The sequence below is a fragment of the Bacillus sp. FSL R7-0672 genome (assembly GCF_038601465.1).
GTDB classification, from domain to species: domain Bacteria; phylum Bacillota; class Bacilli; order Bacillales; family Bacillaceae; genus Bacillus; species Bacillus pumilus.
Genome location: NZ_CP152010.1, coordinates 1220997 through 1241998, shown reverse-complemented (window position 1 = coordinate 1241998; position 21002 = coordinate 1220997). Strand labels below are relative to the sequence as shown.

The 21002-nt window shown below is 37.1% G+C and carries 20 protein-coding genes and 3 pseudogenes; 6 read left to right on the top strand and 17 right to left on the bottom strand.

Features of this window, described 5'->3' with window-relative positions; genetic code table 11:
- Positions 1 to 52 precede the first annotated feature (52 nt).
- The 10 genes and pseudogenes from hag to MKY18_RS06000 all read right to left on the bottom strand — a co-directional run bounded on the left by hag (position 53) and on the right by MKY18_RS06000 (position 9784).
- Positions 53 to 952, bottom strand: coding sequence for a flagellin Hag (hag, locus tag MKY18_RS06045; RefSeq protein WP_064498329.1), 900 nt, complete (start codon positions 950 to 952; stop codon positions 53 to 55).
- A 234-nt stretch (positions 953 to 1186) separates the two neighbouring features.
- A complete protein-coding gene (locus MKY18_RS06040) occupies positions 1187 to 2710 on the bottom strand; it encodes a kelch repeat-containing protein (protein ID WP_185108899.1) in 1524 nt (507 codons plus the stop codon).
- Between the two features lie 102 nt (positions 2711 to 2812).
- Entirely contained in the window at positions 2813 to 4000 is a 1188-nt protein-coding gene (alr, locus tag MKY18_RS06035) for an alanine racemase (protein ID WP_342497780.1), read from the bottom strand.
- A 165-nt stretch (positions 4001 to 4165) separates the two neighbouring features.
- Positions 4166 to 4798 carry a hypothetical protein gene (locus tag MKY18_RS06030; protein ID WP_335351733.1) on the bottom strand — a complete coding sequence of 211 codons (633 nt, stop codon included), beginning with the start codon at positions 4796 to 4798 and terminating at the stop codon, positions 4166 to 4168.
- A gap of 143 nt (positions 4799 to 4941) precedes the next feature.
- Positions 4942 to 5391 (bottom strand): GyrI-like domain-containing protein, encoded by a 450-nt coding sequence (locus MKY18_RS06025; protein WP_106065122.1) that lies wholly within the window; start codon positions 5389 to 5391, stop codon positions 4942 to 4944.
- 229 nt (positions 5392 to 5620) lie between these two features.
- Positions 5621 to 5854 (bottom strand): hypothetical protein, encoded by a 234-nt coding sequence (locus MKY18_RS06020; RefSeq protein ID WP_065097693.1) that lies wholly within the window; start codon positions 5852 to 5854, stop codon positions 5621 to 5623.
- 224 nt (positions 5855 to 6078) lie between these two features.
- Positions 6079 to 7211 (bottom strand): annotated as a pseudogene (locus tag MKY18_RS06015) (tetratricopeptide repeat protein).
- Between the two features lie 239 nt (positions 7212 to 7450).
- Positions 7451 to 7972 (bottom strand): ClbS/DfsB family four-helix bundle protein, encoded by a 522-nt coding sequence (locus tag MKY18_RS06010; protein ID WP_065097710.1) that lies wholly within the window; start codon positions 7970 to 7972, stop codon positions 7451 to 7453.
- A gap of 189 nt (positions 7973 to 8161) precedes the next feature.
- Entirely contained in the window at positions 8162 to 8587 is a 426-nt protein-coding gene (locus tag MKY18_RS06005; RefSeq protein ID WP_065097695.1) for a GNAT family N-acetyltransferase, read from the bottom strand.
- A 39-nt stretch (positions 8588 to 8626) separates the two neighbouring features.
- Positions 8627 to 9784, bottom strand: a complete 1158-nt coding sequence (locus tag MKY18_RS06000; protein WP_065097696.1) for an MFS transporter — start codon at positions 9782 to 9784, stop codon at positions 8627 to 8629.
- Positions 9785 to 9911: 127 nt separating this feature from the next.
- On the opposite strand from MKY18_RS06000, the gene MKY18_RS05995 reads away from it, so the two are divergent.
- From MKY18_RS05995 to MKY18_RS05980, 4 genes are all read left to right on the top strand, one after another.
- A complete protein-coding gene (locus MKY18_RS05995) occupies positions 9912 to 10802 on the top strand; it encodes a LysR family transcriptional regulator (protein WP_268508124.1) in 891 nt (296 codons plus the stop codon).
- 168 nt (positions 10803 to 10970) lie between these two features.
- The gene (locus MKY18_RS05990; RefSeq protein ID WP_268508126.1) at positions 10971 to 11177 is read left to right on the top strand and encodes a GNAT family protein; all 207 of its coding nucleotides are present in this window, start codon (positions 10971 to 10973) and stop codon (positions 11175 to 11177) included.
- 103 nt (positions 11178 to 11280) lie between these two features.
- Entirely contained in the window at positions 11281 to 11979 is a 699-nt protein-coding gene (locus MKY18_RS05985) for an amino acid racemase (RefSeq protein ID WP_342497779.1), read from the top strand.
- 23 nt (positions 11980 to 12002) lie between these two features.
- Positions 12003 to 12878: a LysR family transcriptional regulator gene (locus tag MKY18_RS05980; protein WP_034663143.1), complete on the top strand. Its 876-nt coding sequence runs from the start codon at positions 12003 to 12005 to the stop codon at positions 12876 to 12878.
- A 318-nt stretch (positions 12879 to 13196) separates the two neighbouring features.
- Here MKY18_RS05980 and MKY18_RS05975 read toward each other — a convergent pair.
- A pseudogene (locus MKY18_RS05975) lies at positions 13197 to 14094 on the bottom strand (macrolide 2'-phosphotransferase).
- 587 nt (positions 14095 to 14681) lie between these two features.
- On the opposite strand from MKY18_RS05975, the gene MKY18_RS05970 reads away from it, so the two are divergent.
- Positions 14682 to 14930: a DUF2651 family protein gene (locus MKY18_RS05970; protein ID WP_268508127.1), complete on the top strand. Its 249-nt coding sequence runs from the start codon at positions 14682 to 14684 to the stop codon at positions 14928 to 14930.
- A 45-nt stretch (positions 14931 to 14975) separates the two neighbouring features.
- Here the strand turns inward: MKY18_RS05970 and MKY18_RS05965 are convergent.
- Positions 14976 to 15790 (bottom strand): annotated as a pseudogene (locus MKY18_RS05965) (SMI1/KNR4 family protein).
- A 179-nt stretch (positions 15791 to 15969) separates the two neighbouring features.
- Between MKY18_RS05965 and MKY18_RS05960 the strand changes: the two are divergent.
- On the top strand, positions 15970 to 16560 hold the full coding sequence (locus tag MKY18_RS05960) for a type 1 glutamine amidotransferase family protein (protein WP_113768781.1): 591 nt from the start codon (positions 15970 to 15972) through the stop codon (positions 16558 to 16560).
- Between the two features lie 102 nt (positions 16561 to 16662).
- Here MKY18_RS05960 and MKY18_RS05955 read toward each other — a convergent pair whose 3' ends face one another.
- The 5 genes from MKY18_RS05955 to catA all read right to left on the bottom strand — a co-directional run bounded on the left by MKY18_RS05955 (position 16663) and on the right by catA (position 20956).
- Complete coding sequence (locus MKY18_RS05955) at positions 16663 to 16842, bottom strand: RapH phosphatase inhibitor (protein WP_113768780.1); 180 nt, start codon at positions 16840 to 16842, stop codon at positions 16663 to 16665.
- Entirely contained in the window at positions 16832 to 17950 is a 1119-nt protein-coding gene (locus MKY18_RS05950; RefSeq protein WP_185108886.1) for a tetratricopeptide repeat protein, read from the bottom strand. Before MKY18_RS05950 ends, MKY18_RS05955 begins: the two co-directional genes overlap by 11 nt.
- A 394-nt stretch (positions 17951 to 18344) precedes the next feature.
- Complete coding sequence (locus MKY18_RS05945; RefSeq protein ID WP_223249863.1) at positions 18345 to 19226, bottom strand: hypothetical protein; 882 nt, start codon at positions 19224 to 19226, stop codon at positions 18345 to 18347.
- A gap of 56 nt (positions 19227 to 19282) precedes the next feature.
- A complete protein-coding gene (locus tag MKY18_RS05940; RefSeq protein WP_044142121.1) occupies positions 19283 to 19774 on the bottom strand; it encodes a hypothetical protein in 492 nt (163 codons plus the stop codon).
- 519 nt (positions 19775 to 20293) lie between these two features.
- Positions 20294 to 20956 carry a type A chloramphenicol O-acetyltransferase gene (gene catA, locus MKY18_RS05935; protein WP_065097705.1) on the bottom strand — a complete coding sequence of 221 codons (663 nt, stop codon included), beginning with the start codon at positions 20954 to 20956 and terminating at the stop codon, positions 20294 to 20296.
- Between the last annotated feature and the right edge of the window lie 46 nt (positions 20957 to 21002).

The window sequence follows — 21002 nt, the reverse complement described above, 5'->3', positions numbered from 1 at the left end:
GTATTAAAATGAATAGAAACAAAATAAAAAAGCCCCATAAAGGGGCCTGTTATTAACGAAGTAATTGAAGTACGTTTTGTGGCTGTTGGTTCGCTTGTGCAAGCATTGCTTGAGACGCTTGAGAAAGAATGTTGTTCTTTGTGAACTCACTCATTTCTTTCGCCATATCAACGTCACGGATACGAGACTCAGCAGCTGTTAAGTTTTCAGAAGATGCACCAAGGTTGTTGATTGTGTGTTCTAGACGGTTTTGGACTGCACCTAGTTTAGAACGTTGGTCTGAAACTTGTTTGATCGCACCATCTACGATGTCTAGTTGTTGATCAAATGTAAGTGTTGGTGTAGCAGCAGCGAATTGTGTAACATCAATGTTAGAGACTGCTTGACCCGCTACAAGAGTTCCATTATTAAGAGCCCCTAGTTTATCAGAAGACATTGCTTCGATATTTACATCTAATTTTTGCGCTTTGTTTGCACCGATTTGGAATGTTAAAGTAGCTGTACCATTAGCAAAATCACCATTCAACAATTTTTTACCGTTGAACTCAGTACGATCAGAGATACCATTTTTATCAGTACCATTACCAATTTCTTGAACCAGATTGTTGATCTCTTCCTGGATAGCACCAAGATCTGTTCCGTCTTGTGTCCCAGTGTTCCCAGCTTGAACAACAAGCTCACGTACACGTTGAAGGATCGAGTGAGTTTCAGTCAATGCACCTTCAGCTGTTTGGATAAGAGAGATACCGTCTTGTGCGTTTTTTGAAGCCATTTCTAATCCGCGGATTTGTCCACGCATTTTTTCAGAGATTGCTAGACCTGCTGCGTCATCTCCTGCACGGTTGATTTTAAGACCAGAAGAAAGCTTCTCCATGTTCTTTTGGCTCGCACCGTTGTTTGCAGACAAACGGTTTAATGTGTTAAGTGCTGCGATATTGTGGTTAATTCTCATTTCCTATTACCTCCATGTATGTGGGACCTGACAGACGTCCTTGTCTGAAAAAAGTCCTTCGTTCTAGGGCTTATCAACCCTGACAATTTTATTATCGGACGTGGTAATAGGATGTTTAGCATATTTTTTTTAATATCGCATTTTTCCATGACGTTGATCCTAATTTTAACAATTTCACAAAAACAAAAACTGCTGATCTATCATCAGCAGTTTTGCCATTATATGAATATCATATCAGTATTGCTTGATATCAAACATTAAGATATTTTGGTACACCACATAATCCTTCTTACTTGTAAAAGGCCCTTTATTATGCTCATCATTGATTTCATAGAAGTTCATCCCAATTCCAAAACTTCTCTCTTTATACCAGTTTAGAAAATCGTTAATTTCTTTCATTGAAAGCAAATAATCCTTTTGCAGTCCGTTGATCATGGTAATTGAAAGTATACCTTTTGTTGCTTCTTCATTAGGTTTTGTTCCGTCTTGATCCTTTGGTTCTTCGGTTGATCCATCACCAGGCTTTGTTCCGTCCTGATCCTTTGGTTCTTCGGTTGAACCATCACCAGGCTTTGTTCCGTCCTGATCCTTTGGTTCTTCGGTTGTGCCATCACCAGGCTTTGTTCCATCCTGATCTTTTGGTTCTTCTGTTGTGCCATCGTCAGGTTTTGTCCCATCCTGATCTTTTGGCTTTTCTGCTGTATCATCATCTGGCTTTGCTTCATCTTCAGTTATTTGCAAGTCGCTTAACGGAATAGAAATCACTGATTTATAATCACTTTTTACAGAAAAATTCCCCATATAATATGAGTAGTTACGTCCGCCAATGACATACAATTGGTCATCAACAATTGCTGCGACAGCTGATACTCTACCTTCTGGTAATTCATGTGCTGAATTTTTAAATTGTGCATCTTCCGGGTTGAAGATTTGAACTTTCTTCAGTATTTCACTTGAATAATCACCAGTCACCTGTCCTCCAATAACGAAGAATTTCCCATTATATGTTTCGTAGGCTGGTTCAAATGAATATGAAGTTAAGTCACTATCTTTTAATTTACTCCATTTATCTGTTGAAATATCATACTGGAACAAAGATCTTTCTCTACTATGCCCGATCGAATTTTCTCCACCGGCAACATATATTTTGCCGTCAATTGCAGATATAGCTCTCCCATTTCGAGACGGTAAAGCAGATGAGTTCAAGCTCTTCCATTCACCGGAGTCTGTATTATACTGGTAGACATTATTCTTATAAGAGTTTTTTGAAGATACAATATATATATTTTCTTTTACTGCAACTGCGTACAAAGTTCCCTTGCTATAAGTAGAAAACACAGGGTCTCTAGGTATTTGAATTGGCTCTTCAGCCCACTGATCAAGCTCTGTATCATAAATATCAATCGTGTTATAAGCTGTTTTTTTCTCTTCGTTAATTCCACCTATTAGATATATTTTCTTACCTACTATAGCATATGTACCGCCTGTTCTATTTGTCGGCATGCTCGTTTTTTCTTCCCAAACATCTTTCTTAGGGTCATACATAAATGTTTGATTATTTAACTTATTTTTTTCACTTGCGCCACCAAATAAATAAATCTTTCCATCTACCACTCCTACACCAGCATTAATACGTTCTTCTGGTAAATCAGCTCGTTTTGTCCATCCAGTTGATTTTGTTTCTGCATCTGCTTTAAATGGACTAAGAGTACTTGTTAAAAGAAGTACCATGATAAATAGTAAAAATTTCTTTTTCATTTTTATTCCTCCACATCATTATATTCCCTCCTTTTATCGATCTAATATTTGTAAAGTTTACAATTTAATGGTTTTTCAAATAAACTTTTTATAATAAAATCCTCACACATACATCACCGGCGTTGATATTTTAATAATCTTCCCGCCTCGACGATAAAATCTTGGCACACGGCGGCTTAAAGTGGCGATGACTTCGTAGTTGATTGTATTGAGCATTTCGGCGATTTCATCGACAGAAATTTCTCCGCCCTTTTGACGACCGTATATGACGACTTCCTCGCCTTGCTTTGCTTTCATTTCTCCTAAACTGATCATCGTCATATCCATTGTGACTCGGCCAGCAATCGGCATTCGTTTTCCGCGGAAAAGCATAAATCCCCGATTTGATAAAGCACGTGAGTACCCATCTGCGTAGCCGATCGGTATGGTCGCAATGACTTCATCCGGTTTTGCTACATATGTTGCACCATAACTGACGGTCCTTGGCTCTGTCACCATTTCCTTTACGAACGCAATCCTTGCTTTTAAACTGAGAGCGGGCTCTAGCTGAACAGCGTTTAAACTCTCAATGTATTGCGAGGGATACAGACCATATAGCCCGATGCCCAGCCGAATCATATCGGCGCTAAATTCAGGAAACGCGATAGCAGCCGCTGTATTGTTCATATGTACGGTTGGCAGCTTAATTCCTTGTTTTTTCAAAAAGCGAAGAAATTCAATAAAAATGCTGTGCTGCAGCAGCGTGAAGTCAGGGTCAGGGTCAGGCTCATCTGCAGTGGAGAAATGCGTAAAAATCCCGTCCCATCTAAGGTTTTCACTCTTTTCAAGAGCTTCCACCACTCCTAACAGCTCTTCCTTCGTTCGTACACCTAATCGTCCCATCCCTGTGTCGACATTGACATGAATCCCAAGCCGGCGCTGACTTTCTTCTTCCGCTAAGATCTCATTTGCTTCAACAATCCAGTCTTCACGAAGGCCAGATAGATCAATTCTCCAGGCCGCAGCCCTTTTCACACAGTCGAGCGGGGTAAATCCAAGAACCAAAATCGGTGCTTCAATTTTTGCTCTTCGCAGCACAATGCCTTCCTCCAAGCTAGCTACTGCGAGCTCCGTCGCACCGCTTTCCAGTGCCTGCCGGGCTACCTCCACTGAACCGTGACCATAAGCATTCGCCTTCACGACAGCCATGATCTTACTTTTCCTCGGAATATGCGCTTGAATGGCTTCGATATTTCTTTTAATCGCATCAAGATTAACTTCGATCCAGACTTCCCTGCATAGCTTTTTCATTTATTTTTCCTCCTCATCACATGAGCGTTCTTTCTATCTCCATGCTCGCTTTTGCGTCTAGTCTATCTTTATTCATTTTTGAGAAAAACATTCAACTACAATGACTGGACCTGCTTTGTCTTGTTTCACATAAAAAAAGAAACCACATCAACTGTGATTTCTTCTCTATGAGCGATGATATTCAATTTCATCCGCAGATTTCATCATTTCATCAATATCATGATAAATCTCCTGCAAATTTTCCCGTTCAGTTAAGTATTGAGCATTGCTCTTAGGAACAGGCACATCAAATTGCAGGAAGTTGATTGTCATCGCGTGTAATTCTTGGTCATTCATTGTGAACCTTAATTCAAGCGTCGAGACCTCTTCTTTATCATCACTCTCCGCTACATCATCAATCGGCACACCATCTTCTAACATCTCAACTTGTTTCAAATCTTTCAAGGAAATATCTGTGACTGCAAATCTTTTTTTTCTAGTTGACCCGCCAGGCTGATGTTCAATAAAGCGCATTTTCTTTAACTCATCATCAATCGCAAAGCCCTTATCAACTTGCTCTGAAAATATATAGGTAGATGCTTGAAACCCATCTTCGTGAAAAAACATCATCATTTTGTCCAATAATATGTTGGGATCATTCTGTTCTTTTCGCCTTTGACATCTACCGGCTATGAATAAAATGACCAGTCCTCCGATGATGCTGAGAACCGTCCCCAATCCATTCCCTACATCTACGAAAACAGTAAAACCTAAAATAGCAATCATAAAAGCAATGACAATGCCTATGATGAATATCACACAATGCTCCTCCTATCATGACCCTTCATGAATGGTTTAGCCATAGTATAGCATTTGAAGCAAGATGCTTTAAGAATATAAATCTGATAGGAAGAAAAACAGACCATAAAGGTCTGCTTTCTCATTGAATTTCGTTCGAGTGTTTAAAAGATAGGTAGTAAGAACTCACACACGCCTTCTTCTTCTCTATATCTCTCCATAATAGATGCCTGACGCATGTTCAATTGATTGTTTTGGATCATTTGAGGCAATTGGCTCCAAAACAAATTCACTTTTTCGATTGTATGTGTCACTGTAAACACAGCATACTTTCCCCCTTCAAAATGTCCAGTCTGAACCATTTGATCTTTTGAGAAATCTCTATTTGTCATCAACATGAGGTCGTATCTGCATTTTTCTGGTGGAATTTTTCCAGGATCATCTTGAGGAACACCATATATACCAAATTCCTTTAATTCATCATTTAATTGATGTTGATTGATCCATTTTTTAAATCTCTTCATCATCTCTACATTTTCTTTGTTGCCATATGGTCCTATATTCCTCATATACACCATCTTCATATTGCTTACTATTTCAATTTTGTCATTCATGATTTCCCTCCAACTCTTATTGGAAGATTGGCCAATCATTCCTTACATCCAACGGTAACATCCTTTAAAAATATAATACAGCAGGATATTAAAAATAATTGAATTATGTTGGAAAAACATTCACAGGAATTGCGATTTAGATCATAAATTAAGTCATCTCATTTTCTCTTTAAATAAGCATATCCAATTTTTTGAAATAAAAAAGAACGGTCTTTAGCCGCTCACTTGTTTATTGATTTTCCTTTGAAGATTTAGCAAAGAGAAGGGTGACAATCAAATAGATAATTGTTCCGAAAAATAGACCATTTAACAAGCTGATAAACAACATCTTACAAACCAGGCCAACATAATAAGACACTGGCGTCCCCGGAAACATCGCCATATTGAACAGACTAATCATAAAGGTTAAAGCAAAAAATATAATGAAAATCTTTCGAAATACTGTTGATTTTAACATTGTCATTTCACTTCCTCCTCTGTATGTTTTCTATGGGAAAAATACTCTTTATACATAGCGTATATTCCGTTTTATAGTAAAAAGCCCTTTAAGGGCTTTTTACTTAAGCAGTATAACCAATACTTGCAGTATGACCTCTCCTAGCTTCATCATGACTTGCTGTCACTTCAGACGTAAAATAACCAACAACACTTATGACACTAATCATCACGAATACTACTGATAACGTTTTAAATTTCATACTGACAGTCCCCCCGCTTTACTTGAGTTTGGAAATAAAGAATCTTTTCATAGAAATGCATCGCGTTGTCTTTAACTCCCATTTCATTATAATATTTTGCAGCATCTTTTGCTAAATCTTCAAGGTCAGGATACATTGACTTTACTTCTAACAATTCCATTATTTTTTCCAACTGCTCAAAATTATTGTCAATGTATAGGGATCTTAAAAACTTGAATATCAATAATAAAATATGGTCTTTCAGCTTTTCAGATAGTTCTATGCCGTTATTTAAAGCGTATGTACCTAAATCCTGTTCTTTCTTTTTGAAGTAGGCTTTTGACAACATAATGAGCGGATCTAAGATTCTATTTAAATGCTCGTATCCCTGCTCTTTAAATGCTCGAATTGAATCATTAAAGTGAGTAATCGCTTGTGCTAATTCTTTGTTATGAAAATAACTCAACCCTAAATTATAAAGTGCTGATCCTTTTAATCGTTTGGTTGAGTTTTCGGCGGCTTTTTCTAGTGCGTGTTGAAAATGGGGTATCGCTTTTTCGGGGCAACCCATATCGATATAGTTTAATCCAATGACAAAAGAACATTGAATTTCTCTGACGGTGTATGTATCTTTTTCTCGGTAACATTCTATCGCCTGTGCGATATGGTGCATCGACATGTGGGTTTGTTTCATGTGGTAATAGATTTCTGCATCTTGTAATTGAACTCGGCACGTTCAATATCGTCGCTGACAAGAGACAGCTTTTTTTCTGCCCGCTTATAGAAGGTAATCGCATTTAGATATTCATAGTTTTCAAATTCGTACATGCCGTAGAAAAAATTGAAATAATACTCGAGCAATCCTGTTAATTTCTCTTGATCTCTTTTGATTTTCAGTGCGAGTTCCCTAAAGTTCGCCCGCTCTTTCCCATTTTCTAAAGGATTCAAGTAATCAAGCATTAATTTATGTCTGAACTCCATAAGTGAGAAATACAATAATAAATCTTGATCCTCTTCCATAAGATCAAGCATTGATTTGATTTCTTCTTTATATGCCTCGGCGTCCGGTACGTTAAATCGTTGAATATGATAATACCATTCATTGATTTTCAAGCCGACGTGAGAAGAAAGCACTTTCTCCATCAGACCTTACCCTTTCCTCTATTTCCCCTTTAATGACATATATTATCATTTTATGATTCTTCCAGCACCGAAAAGAAACCGCAAAAGAACAAAAAAAGCTTCTTGAAAGAAGCCATGTGAGTGATCATAATTTTGAGAAGGAGGAATAACTGAGCTCAAATCAGTGCCCTCTGTACTCTCTAAAATTCGATGATAACATCAGGTCTAACGAAATATATGTATCTAGTCTATCCTTCACGTCATACTTGTTTTAATCGTTTCCATTTACGAATTTGAGTACGGAAATTTTTAAAAGGGGCGACGGTATTCACATGAATAAATTTATAAACTGGCCAAACAGCCTTTGCTGTAGCTTCATCCGCCCATTTTCGTTGATGAGGTTCAAACAATTCTTCTTCACTCATACGATCCAACATATCACAAATAGTTAAAACATTCTGTTTGAGCTGTGCTCTTAATGCGACTAGTGATTGACAAGCATACTTTTCATTAAAAAGAGAATATAATGCGCCAAGCTGATTCCATTTATATCCTTCTGCTGGCGTATGGACAACCTTTCCTTCAGTTTCGTCTTGCTCCCATTGAAGCAGTAGGGTTGTCCAACCAACTTGATAAGCCAAATTTTCTGCAGGAGTTCGGCTCACATCCTCTATTCGATCATCTTTCATTTCTTCTGAAATCATATCAAATTCTTCATCGTATTGATTGTACGTCTTCATGATTGCTTGCTTTAAAACATCTTTTGACTCATAGCTTGTCATATGATTCACCTCTAGTTCTTTTTGTGCAAATTTTTCTCGGAACATATCTTGCAAAAGTACAAAAAAGTAACTGTAGCTCATGCCTTCTGTTTTACAGTCTCTATGATAATCAAACTCTTAATCGAGCGAAAAAGCAATAGCTCAATAAAGAAAAGCTATAAAAGCGGCTGCGAAAAAAGAAGACACTCTTTACGTTCCATCATAAACAAACACCCAGTATCTCTCCCCAGGCCCCCCTTCTTCTACAACAGCCTTCCAGCCTCTTTTTTGATAAAAAGTCAAAGCGTTGTGATTGTCAGAGACACATATAAGGGTGACTGGAGTTCCCAACACTTTGATAGCATGTTTGAGCAGCAGATCGCCAGCTCCTTGACCAGTCGCTTCTGGATGTACAAACAAGAGGTGAATAAAACGATCTGGTACATAGAGCAAGATGAATCCGAGGATTTTATTGTTTTCCTCAGCTAAGAAAATTTTTTCCTCCCATGTATTCTCATCAAAGTCATATAAATTCATGTCATCTGAGTTCAACCAATGAAAGCTTTGACGACGAGACGCTAAATAAACCTCTCTTAATTGTGGATAGTCTACCGTTTTTGCTCCTCGAATGAGCAATAGAATCCCCTCGTTTTGATTGAAATGTGAAGCTCTGATTTAACTCGACACTTCTTCCTCTTTTCTACCTAGTTTCATTGATAACTGAACACCAATCATTAACGAGACAATGACAAGCATAGCAACAATGGAAGCTTGAAAGTGTCCGCTTAGATCGAAAACTAGGCCAATAAAAAATGGACCAAACCCGCCCATGATATACCCGCCCATCTGCGACATGGCGGACCATGTACCAGCTTCCTCCGGTGTACGCGTCTCAATAATGGGCAGCATAAGTGCTAAAGGAAATAATCCACCTGCCCCAATACCTAGAAAAATGACGGCTGGCAAAATAGGCATTGGAAGTAGAAGGAAAATAAGACCGATCAACTCTGACACACTGCATAAGATCAGAAATAATTTCGGTTTTCCTAAGCGAGTGACAACCCCTGGAACAAGTAATGCCACTGGAATCTGAATCAGTGTAAATATCGTTAGCAGCATAGCGGCATACTGTGGACTATTGCCAAAACTAAGGGCGATGGGTGAAATCCATGCTGTTAACGAGTAAAACATACTGGACATAAAGCCAAAGAACAAGGTGAATTGAATGGCTTTTTTGTTTCGCAGTGGCAGCCTTAGCGGTAAAACTGTATGATCAGCTTGTTGTTTTTTCCGAGCCAGCCCTAGCCATAAGATCAATGCGATGATCCCTAAAACCGCCCAGCAAGACAAGGCGAGCGGAAGATTATGCTCATTGCGAAGATAAATCGGAATGGTGAAGCCGGAAGCAAGTGCTGCCCCAATCGTCATCGAAATAGAATAAACACTCACAATCCCCGGATTTTTCGGGAAATACTTTTTGATAAAACTAGACAACAAAGGACCTGCAAAGCTAATCCCAACTCCTCCTGCAAAAGCAGTGATAAGAAGGACGGCAACCGTTTGACTCGTCCCACGTAGTCCAGTAGCGATCGTGATGAGAAGAATCGAGAAAAAAAGCGTTCTCTCTAAACCAAAACGGCGGCTTAGTTTAGTTGCTACAGGTGCAAACACCCCCATGCACAAGACCGGTAAAGTGGTTAGAAGACTTGCTGTCAGCGCACTAACACCAAGCTCTGATTGGATCATACTCATCATAGAAGCCACGGACGTAATGATTGGTCGCAAGTTTAATGCAGCTAAAAATAAAGCGGCTAAATAAAATATTTTTTTCATCAATGCACTTCTTCCTCTCTCAACTTGTTGAAGTTACTTTGAGTATAAATCTGCCGCGTTCATTGATCAATACAATAATTCGTATTATAATGATAGTAAAAAACTATCATCAATGAGAGGATGACAAATGGATACTCGGCATATTACATATTTCATGGCTGTATTCGATCATTTACATTTCACAAAAGCTGCTGAGCAATTAGGGATATCACAGCCTACATTAAGCCAGCAAATTCGGCTGCTTGAAGCAGAAGTTGGGATGCCGCTCTTTGATCGAATCGGCAAAAAAGTCGTCGCAACCGAAGCGGGTACTCTGCTTTATCAATATGGGATGAAAATGCTTCAAGCTGAAAGAGATGCAAAAAATGCGATGAAAGAACTATTATCTGAAAAACGGGGAAACGTTCGACTTGCAGTTCTCCCTTCCGATCTTGACTTTCAGCTTGTTCCGCTATTTGTAGAATTTAAAACACTTTATCCTGAAACCAATTTGAAAGCATATTCAACGATCTTCGTTCGTGAAGAAGTTCTGTCGCATAAAGTGGATCTCGGCATCGGACTGAGAGGGCCTGCGGATAAGCGTCTCATTCAAATTCCACTTGGAAGTGAGCCCTACGAATTATTTGTTCATTCAGAAAGTGAACTAGCCCAAAAGAATGAAGTGACATTGGAAGAGCTAACGCAGCATGCTTTGGTCATGTATCCGAAGGGGTATCTAGGAAGGGATTTAGTAGATGACGTATATAAAGAACAGGGTGTTGAACTAGACACTGTCATGGACGTTGGGTCCGCAGCTTCATTATTGCAGCTGGTTGAAGCTGGCATCGGTGCAACCATTCAGCCGCGAGGATTGCTACAACAACATTCGACGTGGCCAAATATTGTTTCGATTCCTATTGCTGATCCGGCACCTGTTCGTCACTTGGAATTAACTTATTATGCAGATCGATTTGTCAGCAAAGCGCAGCAGCAGCTATCTGAATGGCTGATAGACTTTTTCAAATCGAAAACAAACTAAAAAGTGAGGTTAAAACATGAGTGCAAACAGCATATTTACAAGGACACACCGGGTTGTTATTCGCCAATTTGATCTGCAAGATATTGAAGCATTTTATCAGTATCGAGCAAACCCCTCTATTGCAATCTATTTAAAGGAAAGGGCTATATTCACGAAGCCTTGAGTTCAATGATCGAATATATTTTCACTACACTGAACAAGCATAAAATCATTGCCTTTACTGATGTGCGAAATGAAAAATCTATTCGAGTGCTGGAACGTTTAGAAATGAGACGCGAAGGACATTTGCTTCAAAATGATATGTCAAAAGGACATTGGGTTGATGAATATCAATATGCGATTCTTCAATCGGAGTGGGCCGCTAAGCGCCATTAAAAGACGCTTTTGATAAACCTTCTATATACATATAGAACTTTTCTATAACGCTCACCATGCTTTCTTTTTTTATAATAGAAAAAAAAGAAATGTGGTGGCGTATATGTCTACAACGATCGGAATTATGGGCGGGATGGGTCCTTTAGCAACGATTGATCTGATGAAAAAAATCATTTCTCATACTCCAGCGATAAAAGATCAGGATCATCTCCATGTGATTGCGGATAATTATCCGCAAATCCCTGACAGAACCAATGCCATATTTGGGAAAGGCAAAGATCCTACAGATGATATGATTTCATCAGCTAAGAGATTAGAACGTGCAGGAGCGGACTTTATTCTCATTGCATGCAATACCGCTCACTTCTTTTTAGAAAACATACGACATTCCACTCATATCCCTATCATGAATATGCCATTAGAAACTGCAAGTTACCTAAACAAACATCACTATACATCTGTGGGCTTACTATGTACTGATGGCACATTAAAAACCGAGCTCTATCAAAGGGCTTGTGCTCATCACAAGATTGACGTCATGACTCCTAGTGAAAATCTTCAGAAGAGCGTTATGAATGGGATATATGCGGTGAAAGCAGGAAAATTAAGTAAAGGCGAAAGTGAATTAGCGGTAGCTGCAGAAATTTTAATCAATCAAGGGGCAGAAGCCATCATTGCCGGCTGTACAGAAATCCCCTTAGTCTTAAGGTCAACTAAAGATGTGAAAGTGATTGACCCTACTGTCATTTTGGCGAAAGAAGCTGTAAAATTAGTGTATGAGCTTGAAAAGCTAAACATTTAAAGAACGTAGTATAAGGGGATAAAATGAATATTGAGAATATAGAAGCGTTTATTTACGTATGCCAGCTAGGCAGTATCAATAAAGCTGCGGAAGCACTGTATTTAACCCAGCCTTCTGTTTCGGCACGTATTCAATCGTTAGAAAAAGAATTAGACCTAAAATTATTTGATAGACAGAGAAATAAACTATCTCTGACGGAAAAAGGTGAACAGTTTTACCCGCATGCCAAAAAGATCCTCCATTCTTATCAAGAAGCAAAGCATAGTCTCAAACAAACGATGATTCCTTATGAATTGACGATTGGATGCGCATCCTCTATTTCCAATAATCTATTGCCTAACATATTGCCCGCCCTAAAAGAAAAATACGAAAACCTGAAAGTGAAAATCGTAACAGGACACTCAAAGGATGTTGTCCAAAAAGTGATTAACAACCAAGTAGACTTTGGCATTGTCAGGACTGAAACACATCCTCAAATTGAATCAATCCCGATTTTCAGTGATCCAATCGGGCTGTTCGTCCCAACTCATCACCCGCTCGCTAGCCTTGACAACATCAATATGAAAGAACTAGAAGAACAGCCTTTTATTTTCTTTGACTATGGGTCATTTGATTGGTTGATGCTCCACCGATTATTTCAAAAGAACAACATCACACCGAACATTTCCATTGAGGTTGATCATATGGAAACCGCAAAAAATTTAGTACTTCAAGGAATGGGACTATCGTTTCTACCTCATCATTGCGTTCGAAATGAGGTAGAACAAGGAACATTAAAACAAATTTCAATCGATCCATCCATCAATTTCAATATCAATATCGAGTTCATTTATAAAAAAGGAAAATCAAAATCCGTTTTCATTGATCAACTCAAACAGTTTTTTCATGAATTAGATTAAAAAAAGCCCTTTTTAGGGGCTTTTTCAGATTGTTGACAAAGGGCTAAAATGTTCTTTATTTTAGCACTTTGTCTTCTTTTCAGCGTGATAGAAAATCTTTGCAGTCTAGGAAGGACGAGTACTGGCGCGGAGCGAATTTGACATTCGTGAGCACCAGCACGCAGGACTGACACCGAATGCGAGGCCGATTGATTAGTTTCGTCACCAAATTTGACATTCGTGAGCACCAGCACGCAGGACTGACACCGAATGCGAGGGTTTGTCTACACGCTGAAAAAGCCCTTTTTAGGGGCTTTTTTTTGGATTCGTTCTGATTGATTAGCTTTCGTTTGCCAACATGTATGCTGCAGTTTCATGCATATCTTTTAATCCTGATCTCTGTGCGTACTCGGCCACAGTGATCGCACTTGTCGTCAGAAGTTCTATTATATGTTCATCCATTCCTGGCCAAGTTCTCCCGCCTGCTTTTTCATACGCATGGATAAGTTTTGTTAATCCTTCTTTCCCAAAGAGAAGTTGATGCGACAAAAAGTCTGCAGATACATCACCAACCCCCACTTCAGACCAATCAATCACACCCGTAACACATTGATTTTCATCAATCAGAATGTGGCCAGGATGTAAATCTCCATGCTTCACCCCCACGAAAGGCGGCCATAAAGAATCTTTTGCTAGCCATGTTTGCCAGCGCTCCCATAAACCGCTGTTAATGGTGTATTGCGATTTGACACGTTCCATTCGCTGTTTCATTGATTCTCTTAATTCATGAGCACTGAGCATCTCCACACCGAGTGTTTTAAAAGGCTGTTGATCTAAGGAATGTACATTCGCTAAAACGCTTCCTAATGATTCATAATAAGCTTGCGGTACATTCGTTTGATCAAAACTCCACACATAAGATTGCTGTTCCACATCAATACTAGCCGCCGGTACACCCTCTAATTGTTTATAAGCAATCAGACTTTCTGTAAAGATAGACCACTTAGGAACCTGAAAGTGAACCTGCCTACTAATGTGATCTAATGTCTTTTTTTTCTTGTAAGGTATGTTTCATTGATTCAGGTCTGCGAGGCATTCTTAATATCCATTGATCACCATGTAAACCTTCAGCATGTGCAACACGGAAATCAACACCTGATTCATTTATTTTGATGGTATTCTCTAAAATCTCTAACCCGTGATGATTGGCTAACTGCTTTAATTCTAGTCTATTCATATCCATTCCTCCAATTGCTCATTTAGTCATGATCAATAGGCATCAAGAATATCATCACAAAAAACCACAAACAGGCTATTTTATGTGGTCAGAGTAAACAAAGCTAGACTTATGCCTTTCTTTGTATGATAAAAACATACAAAAAAGACAGATCTGCCTGTCTTCTAGTGAAATTGCATACTTTCCCGCTGAAGATCATTAAAAATGTGCAGATTCCCCCGTTTACTCCGTTTGATGAAAACAGAGCCTTTGAACATCTGAAATTACTGATTGTTCAAAGTTTGCTGGCGTAATCTTCCTGCATGCATCATCTTTAACCATCCTCCTCTTTGTAATATAAAGTTACTATACTTTATTTAAATATGACTTTCAATAAGATTACAAAAAGAAGGATTTAAAATCATCAGACACCTTATTAAATTACATATAATGTAATAAATGTATTTATTATGTTACGATATGCTTGTTGATTCTTTTGTCTAATAAATTTATTAAACTCAAAAACCCGATGTACAATGAATTTTGAGTGTATGAGAGGCAATTAGAACAAATCAAATGTTGTTAAGTTATTTAAAGGGAGAATTGATATGACTCATTTAGAATTCGCATTCGGCTTGCTTCCAGTCAGTATGATCATCGCTTCTTTTATCGTCACATTGATTGTACAAAAGGTTTATTTCATGCCAGTTGTGAGCTTTATCATTTTGCTCATCCTGACATTTACACTTTTTAATGTCTCCTTCTTAGGCTGGGCAGTTGTTTACACTTTTGGCTCATTCATTGCTTCATATTTAGCATTATTCATCATGAAAATTTTAAATAAAAAGAGGTCTTAAACTACATTTAAAAAGCCCTTTTTTGGGGCTTTTCTTCTTTCACTATCATTTTTTCACTGGATGAATGTCTTCTCCCAAAAAGGCGGTATTAGGCTCTCCACTCTTTTCTAGAAATTCAGCCATTTCTTGCAGCTCTTGATTGATACGGTCATTTCTTGGCATATCTGGGTTTAACAGAAGGATGGAGTGAATCGTTGTCGCTGCTTCATACAAAACATGTTGATCGTTTATCTGTTGGATGCATTGTTTCATAAGATTGAAAAACCATTCGACCTCTTCTGTTTCTTCCATCGGATAATGTGCCATTTTGAAAAGATTGTGCTGACGAAGGTCTTGCCTCTCAAATATGTGTTCAAGCTCTTCTTTACTGATATATAAATCCGAAGCTTCCTCCTCAATCTCTGCTACTTCGACCATCACATCTTCAGCTGTATATAGCTGCGCAATAAAATCATCGAAAGTATCTGCCAGCTTAAAATCTACTTCCAGCTCTAAATCGAAATAGTGAATAGGAGGATGTTCCTTCGTTTCTCGATAATCCATTGCGATCCATGTATCTTCTTCTCCGCTGATGATCACAAGTCCCTCAGGCAAATCCAATTAAGACTATTCATGATGCCATCATCTTTGGCGATTCCTCTTAGATGGTCAAATTGAACATGATCCTCAGCCCATGAGTTCGGCTGTTCAGTTGGAAAAGCATTACGAACTGTAAAACCGCCATTCCATTCTAAAATGAGCTTTTTGTATGTATCAGGTAAACTGACTCCAAGTGTTCCCTCTGCTTCACGAATTTGTTCCTCATTTATCTTTTTTAATGTGAAAGGGCTCTCTTCTTCTTTTTCCCAGAATGATATCAAAGTGGGTGCCTCCTCGTATCTATTGAGATAAGTATAACATTGACCAACGATTCATTTGCTCATTTTATACACTTACTGTGTCACTTTGAAATTGATATAATAAATAGAAAGATCATAGGTCCATTTAACAGTGGGTTCTCTATCATTATGTTAAAAACGATTCTAAGGAGCGACAATTGATGAAAAAGGCGTTTTTTCTTCTATTAGATGATTATGCGGATTGGGAAGGTGCTTATTTAGCCTCTTCATTAAATCAAAAGGAAGGTTGGTCAGTTTATACTATTTCTTTAGAGCAAATTGTTCGTTCAATAGGTGGTTTTAAAACAACTGTCGATTACATCATAGGATCAGAACCTGACCATTTTGATTTGCTCGTGATGATTGGTGGGAACTCCTGGGGTGATGACAGTAAAGAGCTGTTACATTTCGTTAAAAATACATTTCGGCAAAACATTCCGGTAGCAGCGATATGCGGAGCGGTGGATTATTTAGCAAAAAACGGATTGTTGAATCACCATAGCCATACGGGGAATTCTGTTGACCTATGGAGAGATGAAGAACATTATGAACCGGCCTCTGAGTTCATAGAGAAACAGGCGGTAAGAGATAAACAATTGGTCACCGCAAATGGAACTGCCCCGATTGAATTTACTAGTTTAACTTTAGAAATGATAGAATTTGATACTCCTGAAAACATTGAAAAAATAATGTTTATGAATCGTTACGGTTTTTATGAATATTGTCGTAAATATGGAAATCCTTATGCTTAATAAAGGTAGAAGATATCTGTGAAGGTTTTATTATAAGCCTTGCTGTTTTAACATGTTTCCCAAAAAGAAAACAGACCTCCTTAAGGTCTGTTTTCTTTTCATCTATACGTTTTGAGATGCTGTGTTTCGATCGATTTTTTGTGGAATGAAAGTTGTATTTCTAATCGAATCTTCCATTGTTGTATTTCGATTTGATGCTGGTTTTATCGTACTAGATGCTTCATATACACCTGCACCTAGAAAGATTATAGAGCTTATAACAATCATTTTTTTAATACTCATAAAGACACTCTCCTTTTTGAATATTTTGTTGGGCTTGAAATGCCATCTTGTAATATTCTGTTGCTTTCTCAAACTTTCCTCTTTTTTCATGAATAACTGCAAGATTTTTAGTGAATTCTTCTACGAAAACAAACAACTGCTTTTCTTCAAATGTCTGAAGCATAGCTTGAATCTTATCCTCATCATTACTTTCATATGTAGTTCTTATAGAACGTATTAATAGAATTTCGTGCGGATTCTCTTTATGAGAGATCAGCTTCAAAGCTTTATCCACTAATTTGGATGCTTCATCAGTTTCTCCTGTCTTATATAGCGCCCAACAAAGGTTAACATATATGACCGATTTTACATCGTCCATACCATCTTCTGATATTTCAAGGGACTCTTGATAATATTGGATAGCCTTTGCATAATCTTGTTTTTTTTCATAATTGTTTCCTATATTTAAAAGTACCTTGGCAATCAATCTTTTATCCGCTGTTTTTTCAGCGATGGAATAGGCTTTATTGAGATGTATTAATGATTTTTCATACTGCTTAAAATCATCATAATTTCCTGCTATTACAAATAAACATTGAACTTTTCTAATTTTGTATAACTCATACTGATCGTAAATTTCAAGCGCCTTAATTATGTGATGCATGGAAACATGGGTTTGTTTCATAATATAGTAGGCTTCAGCCACCTTGAAGTGAAACTCCGCTTGCTCAATATCATCTACAACCAGTGCGAGCTGTCTTTCAGCGATCTTATAATATTGGATAGCCTGTATGTATTCTTTCTTACTAAATTCATGCATCCCTCTAAAAAAGGCATTATAGTATTGCAGCATACCAGAAAGTTTCTGATTTGAGTTTTCAATTTTATCAACCAAATCAGAAACAGAAGGAGATCGTTTTTCTGATGGTTTGATATAATCAAGCATAAGCTGATGGCGAAAGCACATCAATTGATAATAAATGAGTAAATCCTGATCTTCTTCCATCCGTTCAATTTCTTGTTCGACCTCAGCTTTCAAAATCTCTGCATCAGGTACACTGAATTGCCGAATCATTTTATACCATTCATTTATTTTCACACCTACATGTGAAGAAAGAACTTTCTCCATCCCTTATTCCCCTTCCACTGAACTCCCTTATATTACATTTATTATCACATACAAAAATTTACAAAGCACCGAAAACCAACTAAAAAATAAAAAAGAGCTCCTTCAAAGGAGCAATGTAAAAAATACACGAATAGTAGTGTAACTATACATAGGTTGTCAGATAACCTTTTCTTTAGCTGATACTTAATTTGTTATTCTCTTTGAGCTGTAATAAAACTTTAGCTCTATGCTTGTTACTATGAACTGATGAACTATTTTGGTGGCTGATTTTCTTCTAATAATTTTATAATTTTTTCATTAGATTGTTTTATATTCCTTAAAATCGACACAATGTTTCCTGTAAATCCTATCAATATGATTAACAAAATAATGATAATCCACATAAAATTGCCCCCTATGGTTGAATTAACGTTCTAATTGAAGAATAGCCTCTAAAATTAACTTCCTCAAATTTAGTACTATTATCAAAAGGTGCAGGAAAAGCAATTATTTGAAAATTATTTTCCTTTTTAACTTTTGGCAATTTTATTTTATAAACATTTGTTTTTTCATTCTCTACAGATACATACATCACATGTTTCCCATTAAATTTTTGTTGATTGTTTTCCGAGAAAGCCACTAAAGCATAATTCATTTTTTCTTTACCGTTATTATACAATTGGAGATAGACAGGCATTTGACTTTTGGAAGTATATAAAACCTTATTTGACATTTTTCCTGAAGCCATGAAAATTTCTTCTCCAGTTAATTCATCCGTTTTATATGTGGGGTGAAGTTCACTTCCAAACTTATTAGATGAAGCTTTTTTTGTAATGTAGCGCATAATATAGTTTTCTTGTAAGCCAGTGGCTATTTCTATATCATTGTCTTTTAAATGATACTTTGCCTCAGGAACGATAATAAACGCGATTTCTCCAACATCTTTCGGTAATTTAGCTTTAATTGGTAATGCGATCACCTGATCTTTAGTCATCTCAAATGTGTATGATTTAGATGGCTTATGATTATCTGCAGAGAATTCTATTTGTTTAAAATTTGCTAGTAAGAGTAACGTGTACTTTCTATCTGCATCTATGTAATGTGAGAAGGAAAGAACTTTGTTAATTTGGTTATTTTTAATGAAACCGATATCTAGTGTATCAAGCAATTTCCCCTCAGGTTCATACATACCATATGAAACGGTATCTGTTCCTGGACCAGTAACATCCATCATTTCATCATTATACTCTTTATCACTAGAGACTTTTTCTTGTCTGAGAAATAAAATAAGTGTCACTAGTAACACTATGAAAATTATTATGAATAAAATTGTTCTATGTCTCATCACTAATATTATATTTTAAAAGTCTTTTGGCGACTAACAGTTTTATAACCACTATCTTTATATAATGAGTTTCCTATCGCTTTACCTTTACATCCCCAACCCCCACTTACACCACCGGCAGCATTTGCTCCAGCATAATTAGATTTCTTTGCAGAATCGGTTTTGCTTTTAGAAAGTCCTCCATCTCCTCCATATAGTCGAGATTTCGCTTCAATATAATCAATTTTCCCCTTTGACTTCGCTGTAGTTAACATGCTGTATTTACATTGAAATATCTCACCAATCGCTCCACCAGTTTTTCTTAGTTTCCAATTAGTAACATAGTCAGATTTAGCCGATTTTTTGTTAATTGAATGCGATACAGAATCCCTTGCAGAATCCTCTGCAATCGTTATCCATTCATTTTCATTTTTATCAACATTTGTTGCTGAAACAGTTGCTGGGAATATCGTTCCAGCTAAAAGTATTGAAGAAAGTAATAATGTATTGCTTTTTTTCATAATTTAAACCACCTTTAGTCAATTTTTAGTAAAATATATACTGATAGTACAATATAACGGTATGAAGTTTCAGTGAGTATTAAGTTTTGTATATTTGACAAATAACTGTTTTTCTTTATTTAGAGTCTACCCCACCCTTCTTACTAAAAGGAAAGATTATTCTTAATTCCGTAGTTCCTCACCTATAATATTTGATAAAAAACATATATAACAAACACTCAGAATCGTAACAATCAAGTTTACAGGCATACTCTTTAAGACAGTTTAAACTAGAATTCCCCACACCTCTTACTCACTTCCATTAAATTACCTTATATTACATTTATTATCACATAAAGGGATTTATAAAGCACCGCAAAAAAACCGCAATAAAGAACTTCCGAGAAACATAACTTGATTGCTATTTTGCACACCAATAACCTTTAGCACAAGTACTTGTACATTCATCACAAAACAAAAAGGCAGACTCATTTCAGTCTGCCTTCATCTTCTAGATTTCCATAGGAGCACCTTTTGTCTTCAGGTAATTTGCATTGAATCATTTAACCACTCTTCACAATGTTCAATAAGCCACCTCAAATATTCTACATATTGACCGACGTGATAGCCATCACAAACAGCATGATGTACTTGTAAGGCAACGGGCAAAATGACTTTTCCTTCTTCCATCTTAAATTTGCCTATCGTAAATATTGGCAGTAAATAAGCTTCATCTGTAGATACATTAAGGTTAAAAGAAGTAAAATCAATCCACGGTAGACTTGAAATATTGAACATGTTTTCTGGCATATGAGGTTTCGGAAATAGGTTGCTGCTTTTGCTATATGTTTCAATGTCGGCTACACAGCTTTTATAAAACTGAGCAAAGTTTTCGTCATAAGGCGTCCAAATACTTGAAAATGTCTTTGTTTCTTTATTTAGAATCGTATAACTAGGATGGAGAATCTCCCAGTAACCCAGTTCATCGTTCACTTGATCCATCCGAAACTCAGGAATTTTTTGCACAGCTCTTGCTAACAAATAAATTTGCACAGGATATACTTTTAGCCTTTTTTCTTTTAATATTGCATGCAATGTCGTGATGTCTAGATTGATCACCAAGCTATATGAACATCGGGTTAACGTCATATAATGGTGAAAGTGCTCTTTTCTTGGATAATTTTCGTCTATTTGTTTAAACATTTTTTATCTCCTCCTGAATGTGATTTACTGTATTCAGGAGGAGACT

Excerpts from the sequence above, each read along its gene's own strand:
- alr (WP_342497780.1), bottom strand. The coding sequence starts at position 4,000 with ATGAAAAAGCTATGCAGGGAAGTCTGGATCGAAGTTAATCTTGATGCG.
- MKY18_RS06010 (WP_065097710.1), bottom strand. The coding sequence starts at position 7,972 with ATGACAAGCTATGAGTCAAAAGATGTTTTAAAGCAAGCAATCATGAAG.
- hag (WP_064498329.1), bottom strand. The coding sequence starts at position 952 with ATGAGAATTAACCACAATATCGCAGCACTTAACACATTAAACCGTTTG.
- MKY18_RS06040 (WP_185108899.1), bottom strand. The coding sequence starts at position 2,710 with ATGAAAAAGAAATTTTTACTATTTATCATGGTACTTCTTTTAACAAGT.
- MKY18_RS05960 (WP_113768781.1), top strand. The coding sequence starts at position 15,970 with ATGAAAAAGGCGTTTTTTCTTCTATTAGATGATTATGCGGATTGGGAA.
- MKY18_RS05990 (WP_268508126.1), top strand. The coding sequence starts at position 10,971 with ATGATCGAATATATTTTCACTACACTGAACAAGCATAAAATCATTGCC.
- MKY18_RS05950 (WP_185108886.1), bottom strand. The coding sequence starts at position 17,950 with ATGGAGAAAGTTCTTTCTTCACATGTAGGTGTGAAAATAAATGAATGG.
- MKY18_RS06025 (WP_106065122.1), bottom strand. The coding sequence starts at position 5,391 with ATGAATGACAAAATTGAAATAGTAAGCAATATGAAGATGGTGTATATG.
- MKY18_RS06000 (WP_065097696.1), bottom strand. The coding sequence starts at position 9,784 with ATGAAAAAAATATTTTATTTAGCCGCTTTATTTTTAGCTGCATTAAAC.
- catA (WP_065097705.1), bottom strand. The coding sequence starts at position 20,956 with ATGTTTAAACAAATAGACGAAAATTATCCAAGAAAAGAGCACTTTCAC.
- MKY18_RS05995 (WP_268508124.1), top strand. The coding sequence starts at position 9,912 with ATGGATACTCGGCATATTACATATTTCATGGCTGTATTCGATCATTTA.
- MKY18_RS05955 (WP_113768780.1), bottom strand. The coding sequence starts at position 16,842 with ATGAGTATTAAAAAAATGATTGTTATAAGCTCTATAATCTTTCTAGGT.
- MKY18_RS05940 (WP_044142121.1), bottom strand. The coding sequence starts at position 19,774 with ATGAAAAAAAGCAATACATTATTACTTTCTTCAATACTTTTAGCTGGA.
- MKY18_RS05985 (WP_342497779.1), top strand. The coding sequence starts at position 11,281 with ATGTCTACAACGATCGGAATTATGGGCGGGATGGGTCCTTTAGCAACG.
- MKY18_RS06020 (WP_065097693.1), bottom strand. The coding sequence starts at position 5,854 with ATGACAATGTTAAAATCAACAGTATTTCGAAAGATTTTCATTATATTT.
- MKY18_RS05970 (WP_268508127.1), top strand. The coding sequence starts at position 14,682 with ATGACTCATTTAGAATTCGCATTCGGCTTGCTTCCAGTCAGTATGATC.
- MKY18_RS05980 (WP_034663143.1), top strand. The coding sequence starts at position 12,003 with ATGAATATTGAGAATATAGAAGCGTTTATTTACGTATGCCAGCTAGGC.